Genomic DNA, 7,774 nt, shown 5'->3' on the forward strand with positions numbered 1-7,774 from the left:
TCAAGGAAATGGTGTCGAAGGAGCAGCTGGAAGGGCTGGAATCGGGAGCGATGGACATCGGCTTCGTGCGGCCGCTGGCGCATGCCCCCTCAATCGAGCAGCGCCAATTGCTGCGCGAGCCGCTCATGCTGGCGCTGAACGCACATCACAAGCTGGCGCGCAAGAAAACCCTCCGTCCGGAAGACCTGGAGAACGAACCGTTCATCATGTATTCGCCGCATGACGGCAAGTATTTCTACGACCTCATCGCGGGACTGTTCGCCTTGTCCGGCGTGCATGTGCAGACCGTGCAGCAGATCGGGCAGACGCATACCATCCTGGCGCTGGTGCGTGGCGGAGTAGGGATGGCGATCGTGCCGGCATCGGCGATGACGCTGCCGTTCCGCGACGTGGTGTTCAGGCCGGTCTGGCAGTCGAATATCCAGGCGGAGTTATACCTGGCCTGGCGCTCGCAGCATGGGAATCCGGCGGTGGAGACCATGGTGGGGTTTGTGATGAGCAGGTTTGCGTCACAAGGCGCGCTCCCCTCGCCCGCCTGACGGGTGCGTGGAGCCCGTCCCACGACGGCATTTCAGGCAGGTACCGGGTCGTATTGAAACGGATGGCTTGTGGGCTGTTCGTCGTCACGGGTACGCCCGGTACGCTGCAGGAACTGTCTCTCGACGTCGGTGGCAAGCTGCATCACGACGTCGTGGCGTCTTCTCGCTTCCGCTCTCTTCTTTGACGCTACGTCCGACAGGTCGGGAGGCTGCAGCCGGGCACAGCTTATTTCAAAGTCGCCATCCGGGCGCGGCAGCGCGCCGATTTCCTGCCAGAGCTGGTCGTAATCGGCACGTACCCGCCCCTGGCGCATCGCACCGTGCACGACCCGATTCGCATTGCCGACCAGCCTCAACTTGCCAAATCCGAGCGCATGACCGAGATGGCGCACCAGCAGGGCCAGCAGATGCTTGGGCCGCATGCCGTGCAACTCGCGCGTTGCGTGACGAATCGCCGCGAGCGCCTCCTCGGACTTCGGACCTTGCATGCAACCGATGCGCAGCGTGCGGACTTCATTGACATCCGCAAAGGTGAACGCTATCGATGCCAGATCCATGCCGTCCAGTTCGGACAGGCGCAGCACGAGTTCGCCTTCCCGCTCCAGCATGCCGACCGCGTGCAGGCGAATCTCGTACCTGGTTCCGGACTTGCCTTCGACCGTTCCCATCCGTACGCCTGCGGCGCTTGCCTCTATGACAAGCGGCATCAAGCCCTTTCGATCGACGAAGCTGTAATGCGACGCGATGACGGCAATCCTGTCGCACATCGACAGGGTGCCGGAAAGATAGGGGCGGTAAATCTTGTACAGCAGACGCGGGCAGCGCTGCACGAGTTCGGAAAACGCAGGATGCGAATTCAGCAATCCCAGCCACTGGCGCGTGTGGCGCCAGTGCAGAAGTGCGCGCAGCTCAAGCTTGATCCACTCGCGCAGGAAAGGAATCCGGCGCTTCTCGGCGGACGCGCCGGAGCGGATTGTCACGCCTCTCATGGGGGCATGCGATTTCATAACGGAGAACATTCGTTCTGGAGGAGCGTTGCGGGCGACGAGTACAAGGGGGATGTGGCGGGCGTGCCGGCTGACTTCGGCAACGGTGCGAGGTGAAAAGAATTCCGGCCCGCGCCGCCTGCGGCTTGACCGCATCACAATTTGATCGCATGACAAGAGTTCGGATGCATCGACGATCACCCTGGCAGGGACTCCTGAGAAAACATAGCTTTCACAAGGAATGACATGCGCCTTGCAACGCATTGCCGCCAGCATCAGCAGCAGGTCTTCGTCATGGACAGCCGTCCCGGCGCCGATACTGGCCCCCGGATGGGGCCGGACGGCAGGCACGACGTGCAGCAGGATGATCTCGACCTGGCGGCCCAGCCTGGAGGCATGGGCCAAGGCGATGTCGACGTCCGACAACTCCTTTACCGGCACCAGGAGGCGCAATGCAGTCTTCATCGAATCCTTTGTGATGTCCGGGTGCCATTGACGGGGACACGTTCCCCGGACGCCGTTGTCGACTGGCCGGGTCGCGCCATGCCTGACAGACCAGCACGGATTCTATGCACTGCATTTTGGCCAGTAAATCAGGGCACTCCGTACGTGTTTCCCGTAGCCGACCGCTGCAATGCGATCAGCATGCGCGACCGCGCGATGCGCGCAGCCGCCGGGGGATCCGCCTGCGCACTTTTTATGCTGCGCTGATCCAAGCGACACGCGATAATCCGTCCGATGGCAACCATTTCCCTTATTCCGAACCGGTTCGGACAAGCGACACTCGGACTTCTGTTCATTGCCGCCTATGTCTTGCTTGACTGGGTCAGCTACGTCGAACCGCTGTTCGGACTCAATATCACCCCGTGGAATCCCGAGTTCGCGCTCGGCCTGCTCCTTTGGCTCAAGATCGGCAGGCGCGCAGCGCTTCCGTGGTTTGTCGCGCTGGAATTGAGTGAGCACCTGGTGCGCGGACTGCCGGCCGGACCCATCGTGTCCGCAGCGAGCGCGGTGTTGCTCGTGACCGGCTATGGCATCGTCAGCGAGCTCTTGCGCCGCGCGCTGCGTTCTTCGCGCGAATATGGCAACAGGCAAATGACCTTCTGGCTGGTGCTCGTGGTGATTGCCCTCACCTTGAACGGGCTTGCCTATGTCGGCCTCCTGACCGTCGCCGGGTTGATTCCCGTCGAAGCGCTTGCGGACTCCACCACGCGCTACGTCATCGGAGATGTCATCGGCTTTGTCATGACCATGCCCCTGCTCTGGATACTGTCCAGCCCGGCCGGACGACGGAACCTCATGGCGGCGCTTGGGAACTGGGAAACGGCCGGTTATCTTTCGCTCGCTGGCGTCCTTATCGGGTGCATGTTCGCCGGATGGATCGGCACGGGAAAATTCAGGCACTTTTATTTTCTGTTCTTGCCCATCATCTGGGCCGCGGCCCGGCAGGGCGTGAATGCCACCGCTCTCATCGTATTCGTGATCCAGGTCGGCATCACCAGCGCATTTCGCCTCGGCCGCATTGACGTGATTCCTTTTTCCGAACTCCAGCTGTTCGGCGCCGTGCTGGCCATTGTCGGCATCTTCATCGGCCTGACAGTGGACGAACAACGAAAGACGGCAAACGAGCTGAAGAATTCGTTGCGCCTGGCGGCCGCGGGGGAGATGGCAGCGGCACTGGCGCATGAACTGAACCAGCCGATCACGGCACTCTCTGCCTACGGGCGGGCCTGCGAGCACCTGCTGGCGCATGGCGACAATCCCGCACTGCTCCCTGACGTCATGAGGAAGATGGTGCTGGAAGCTGGACGCGTTTCAGAAGTCGTTATCCGGCTGCGCGAGTTTTTCAGGACGGGCACCATGCAACTGGAAGCAACGGACATTGCTGTCATCGTGGACGGCGTCGTCGCACAGTTCGCCGCGCAATGCGAGACTTCTTGCGTGCGGCTGTCCGTGGCGGTGGTTCCCGGCATCCGGATCCGCGTCGACCGCTTGCAGATCGAGCTGGTATTGCGCAATCTGGTGGCCAATGCCGTAGACGCGGTGATGGCGCGACCGCCAGAGCATAGGGAGATCATGATCACTGCTGTTCGCCTTGCCGGCGCGCGTTTGCAAGTGACGGTCGAAGACAGCGGGCCGGGCATTACCGCAAAAGCGATTTCGCAACTTTTCGAGCCCTTTGTCTCGGGGAAATCGAACGGGCTTGGCCTTGGCCTGGCATTGAGCCGTTCGATCGTCGAAGCCCATGGCGGAAGCATCTGGGCCGAGACTGGAGAGAGGGGGCTGTTGCGGTTTGTCCTGCCGCTGGTCGATCACGGGAGCGAACATGTCAAATGAATTGACCGTCTTTATCGTCGACGATGATCCCGGCGTCCGGGACTCGCTTGGATTGCTGCTCGGCTTGCGCGGATATCGCATTGCCCTGTTCGCAAGCGCCGCAGACTTTCTCCAGGCGTGGCGCAGCCATTGGAGCGGTTGCATCCTGATCGATATCAGGATGCCAGGAATGGATGGCCTGGCGTTGCAACAACGCCTCCAGGAAATTGAATGCCGGTTGCCAGTGATCATTATTACCGGACATGGTTGTGTGCCGCTGGCACGCCAGGCATTCAAGGCGAACGCGAGCGATTTCCTCGAGAAGCCACTGGACGAGGACAAACTCGTTCACGCCATCGAAGATGCGCTCAATCAAGCGAGGTCGGCGGAAGTCGAAGCGGAACAGCGTTCCCAGCATGCACAGTTGCTGGCTGCGTTGACGCCGCGAGAGCAGGAAGTGATGCAACTTGTCATTAGCGGCAGGCACAACCGCGAGATCGCCCAGCTGCTCGGTATCAGTCCGCGCACTGTCGAAGTGCACAAAGGAAGACTGATGACCAAGCTAGGCGTGAACAACGTTGCGGATCTCGTCCGCATCGGCCTCGCCGTACCCGCGACCTAGACAGCGCGCCGGCGGAAACATCCGCTCAAGTTGACGATCCCCGCCGTGCCGCCTCGATCGCCGCGATGTCGATCTTCCTCATCGTCATCATCGCGTCGAATGCCCGTTTGGCCGCCGCCGGATCGGGATCGGTTATCGCCGCGAGGAGGGCGCGCGGCGTGATCTGCCATGACAGTCCCCAGCGGTCCTTGCACCAGCCGCATTCACTTTCCTGGCCGCCATTGCCGACGATCGCATTCCACAGGCGGTCGGTTTCTTCCTGGTCGTCGGTGGCGATCTGGAAAGAGAAAGATTCGTTGTGCTTGAAATGCGGACCGCCGTTCAGTCCGACGCAGGGAACCCCGGCGACGGTGAACTCAACCGTCAGCACAGTGCCCTGTTTCCCGTCGGGATAGTCGCCCGGTGCGCGGAATACCTTTCCAACCGCGCTGTCGGGAAACGTGGCGGCATAGAAGGTGGCAGCATCAACGGCGTCGCCGTCGTACCACAGGCAGATCGTATTCTTGCTGGTCATGTAGTGCCTCCTTGGGAAAGACAGGTTTGATCGGCCGTCACAGTTTGCCAGAGAGACGGCGTCATGCCTCCGCGATCGGTCAATGCTACTGCGGAGATGGGGCAAGCAGAAGTTTCAAAAATGACATCTTTCTATTGGGAATTGTCTTTCCTGCAGGTTTGAGATCCCCTTCCGCCGGGATATAATCGCGCGTTCTGTATGCGGCGCCAGCGCCGTCCCCCCGCTTGTTCGTTATTGATTGCACCTCCCTATGACGCGAGAGTTGCCGCGTACAAATTTCCACGGTTCAAACCTCATCCGTTGCCTTGCTGACCTGGCGCTCGTCGATACCGCCGACGCCGGCAAGGCATTTGCGGAAGAGCTGGGCCATTGGGTTCATTTCGCCGACGCCATCAGGCTGTCGGCGGTGCATGGTGACGGACTGGCAAGCTTTCCAAAAATGCAAGCGGAAGCGCTGGACACCGCACGTGCCGCTGCCGTTGCCGATTTCGAACGCATACAGGCGTTCCTGACGAATTCCATCGTCAAGAGCTGTGCGCTGAAACCGGGCAAATCGCACATCGCCCTGCCCCCACCGCCGCTGGAACTGCCGCTGGACCTCGCGACGGCCTACCCGCCGTACCGCCGTTTCCACGAAGCGCACCAGCGCGACATGGAGCTGACCATCCAGCCGCTGCGCGTCAATGTGCGCGAAGCGGTGGCGAAGGCCTCGCCCCGGCTCAGGAAACTGGCCGAACTCGATGTGGCGCTGGAGCGGGTATTGCGCGAACGCGAGGGCAAGCTGCTCGCGAAGGTGCCGGTGCTTCTCAGGAAGCATTTCGCACAGTTGTACAAGGATCACCAGAAGGCGCTTGCTGACACCCAGCAGGCAGACAACCCCGCCGCATGGATGCGGGCAGGCGGCTGGCTCGCGCGCTTTTGCAGCGACATGCAAATGCTGCTGCTGGCCGAGCTGGACCTGCGCCTGCAGCCGGCGATGGGGCTTATAGAAGCATTCAGACAAGACACGCAATGAACAGACATCTCTATACAGCCGCCTTCCTCCTCGGCGCGATCGGCATCATCTGGGTAGGCGTCAGCTTCATCGATTCCAGTCTCCTGGCGATGGCAATGACCGCGGTCATCGGCGCCGTCTACGTGTTCGGCGCGCTCGAGCTGCGCCAGTTCCGGCAGGCGACGTCCAGCCTCGCTGCCGCGCTCGGCGCGATCCCTGACAACATGACGGAACTTGGCGGCTGGCTGGGCGGCGTGCATCCCTCGCTGCAGAACCCGGTGCGCCTGCGCATCGAAGGCGAACGCGTCGCCTTGCCCGGTCCCGCGCTTACACCCTACCTGGTCGGCCTGCTGGTGATGCTGGGCATGCTCGGTACCTTCCTCGGCATGGTGGTCACGCTCAAGGGGGCGGTGCTGGCGCTGGAAAAGACGACCGACCTGCAAGCGATGCGCTCAGCGCTGTCGGTGCCGGTCTCGGGCCTCGGCCTCGCGTTCGGCACCTCGGTAGCGGGCGTGGCCGCGTCCGCGATGCTGGGACTGATGTCTGCATTCAGCCGCCGTGAACGGATGCAGGCGGCGCAGATCCTGGATACGAAGATCGGTACCGTATTGCGTCCCTTCTCGCTCACCCACCAGCGGCAGGAAACTTTCAAGGCGCTGCAGCAGCAATCGCAGGCGCTGCCGCAAGTGGCCAGCCAGCTGCAGGCGGTGATGACGCAGATGGAAGACATGAGCAAGCAGCTGAACCAGCGCCTGCTCAGCAACCAGGAAGAATTCCATAGCAACGTCAAGGGCGTCTACACCGAGCTGGCACGCTCCGTCGACCAGTCGCTGCGCGACAGCCTCGGCAAGAGCGCACAGGTAGCCGGCGAAAGCATCAAGCCGGTGGTCGAGGCCGCGATGAGCGACATCGCGCGCGATGCGAAGCAGATGCACGAACGCATGGCGGAAACCGTGCAGGCGCAGCTCGACGGACTATCCACGCGCTTCAGCGCAACCGCTGATGGCGTTGCGCAAAACTGGACGGCGGCACTCAAGACCCACGAACAGGCAAGCGCCGGCGTCGTCGCCGAGATCGGCCGTTCGCTCAACGATTTCAATGCAGCCTTCGAACAGCGCGCCGGCGCACTGGTGGCGACTGTCGGCGACACCTACGCAACGTTGCAGGCCGGCCAGGCGGAGCGCGACAGCCAGCAACAGCAGGCGTGGACGCAATCGCTGGAAGCGATGGCAGCAACACTCACCCGCGAGCTGAAGGAAACCGGCGCGCAAACGCTGGCCCAGCAGCAGACGCTGTGCGACACGCTCACGCGCACGGCGCAGGACATCACCGAGCAAGCGCAGGCGAGCGCTCGCGGCACCCTGGCCGAGGCCACGCGCCTGGTTGGCTCCGCCGAAGAATTGATGCGTTCCCGCATCGCCGCCGAAGCGCAGTGGCTCGACCAGCACCGCGAACGCATGGACCAGTTGTCCGGCCTGCTGCGCACCGAACTCGGCGCGCTCAAGGAAGAGACCGGCGCACAACTGCTCGCCCAGCAGCAGCAGATTTGCGAGACCCTGGCCCGCACCGCACAGGACATCACTGGACAGGCGCAGGCCGGCGCGCAAACCGCCGTGGCCGAAACCACGCGCCTGATCGCCTCCGCCGAAGAGCTGATGCGCTCCCGCATCGCCACTGAAGCGCAGTGGCTCGACCAGCATCGCGAACGCATGGACGAGGTGGCCGGCTTGCTGCGCACCGAACTCGGCGCGCTCAAGGAAGAAACCGGCGCACAATTGCTCGCCCAGCAGCAGCAGATCTGCG

General features: G+C 62.4%; 7 protein-coding genes. 5 read left to right on the forward strand and 2 right to left on the reverse strand.

Going from position 1 to position 7,774, the window contains the following annotated elements; all coding sequences use genetic code 11:
• A partial coding sequence (locus tag AYR66_RS16465) for a LysR substrate-binding domain-containing protein (protein ID WP_234814920.1) occupies positions 1–539 on the forward strand: 539 nt, incomplete at its 5' end.
• Between the two features lie 32 nt (positions 540–571).
• Here the strand turns inward: AYR66_RS16465 and AYR66_RS16470 are convergent.
• Positions 572–1,990 carry a DUF535 family protein gene (locus AYR66_RS16470; RefSeq protein WP_088708407.1) on the reverse strand — a complete coding sequence of 473 codons (1,419 nt, stop codon included), beginning with the start codon at positions 1,988–1,990 and terminating at the stop codon, positions 572–574.
• A gap of 273 nt (positions 1,991–2,263) precedes the next feature.
• Here AYR66_RS16470 and AYR66_RS16475 point away from each other — a divergent pair, with 273 nt between their 5' ends.
• A complete protein-coding gene (locus AYR66_RS16475) occupies positions 2,264–3,862 on the forward strand; it encodes an ATP-binding protein (protein ID WP_088708408.1) in 1,599 nt (532 codons plus the stop codon).
• Positions 3,852–4,463: a response regulator transcription factor gene (locus tag AYR66_RS16480; RefSeq protein ID WP_088708409.1), complete on the forward strand. Its 612-nt coding sequence runs from the start codon at positions 3,852–3,854 to the stop codon at positions 4,461–4,463. Before AYR66_RS16475 ends, AYR66_RS16480 begins: the two co-directional genes overlap by 11 nt.
• A 25-nt stretch (positions 4,464–4,488) precedes the next feature.
• On the opposite strand, the gene AYR66_RS16485 is transcribed toward AYR66_RS16480, so the two are convergent.
• Positions 4,489–4,977, reverse strand: coding sequence for a VOC family protein (locus AYR66_RS16485; protein ID WP_088708410.1), 489 nt, complete (start codon positions 4,975–4,977; stop codon positions 4,489–4,491).
• Between the two features lie 250 nt (positions 4,978–5,227).
• Here AYR66_RS16485 and AYR66_RS16490 point away from each other — a divergent pair, with 250 nt between their 5' ends.
• Together AYR66_RS16490 and AYR66_RS16495 are read left to right on the forward strand one after the other, a co-directional pair.
• Positions 5,228–5,992, forward strand: coding sequence for a DUF3348 family protein (locus AYR66_RS16490; protein WP_088708411.1), 765 nt, complete (start codon positions 5,228–5,230; stop codon positions 5,990–5,992).
• A partial coding sequence (locus tag AYR66_RS16495) for a DUF802 domain-containing protein (RefSeq protein WP_088709860.1) occupies positions 5,989–7,774 on the forward strand: 1,786 nt, incomplete at its 3' end. The genes AYR66_RS16490 and AYR66_RS16495, both read left to right, overlap by 4 nt.

Source organism: Noviherbaspirillum denitrificans (genome assembly GCF_002211445.1).
Taxonomy (GTDB): Bacteria; Pseudomonadota; Gammaproteobacteria; order Burkholderiales; family Burkholderiaceae_D; genus Noviherbaspirillum; species Noviherbaspirillum denitrificans.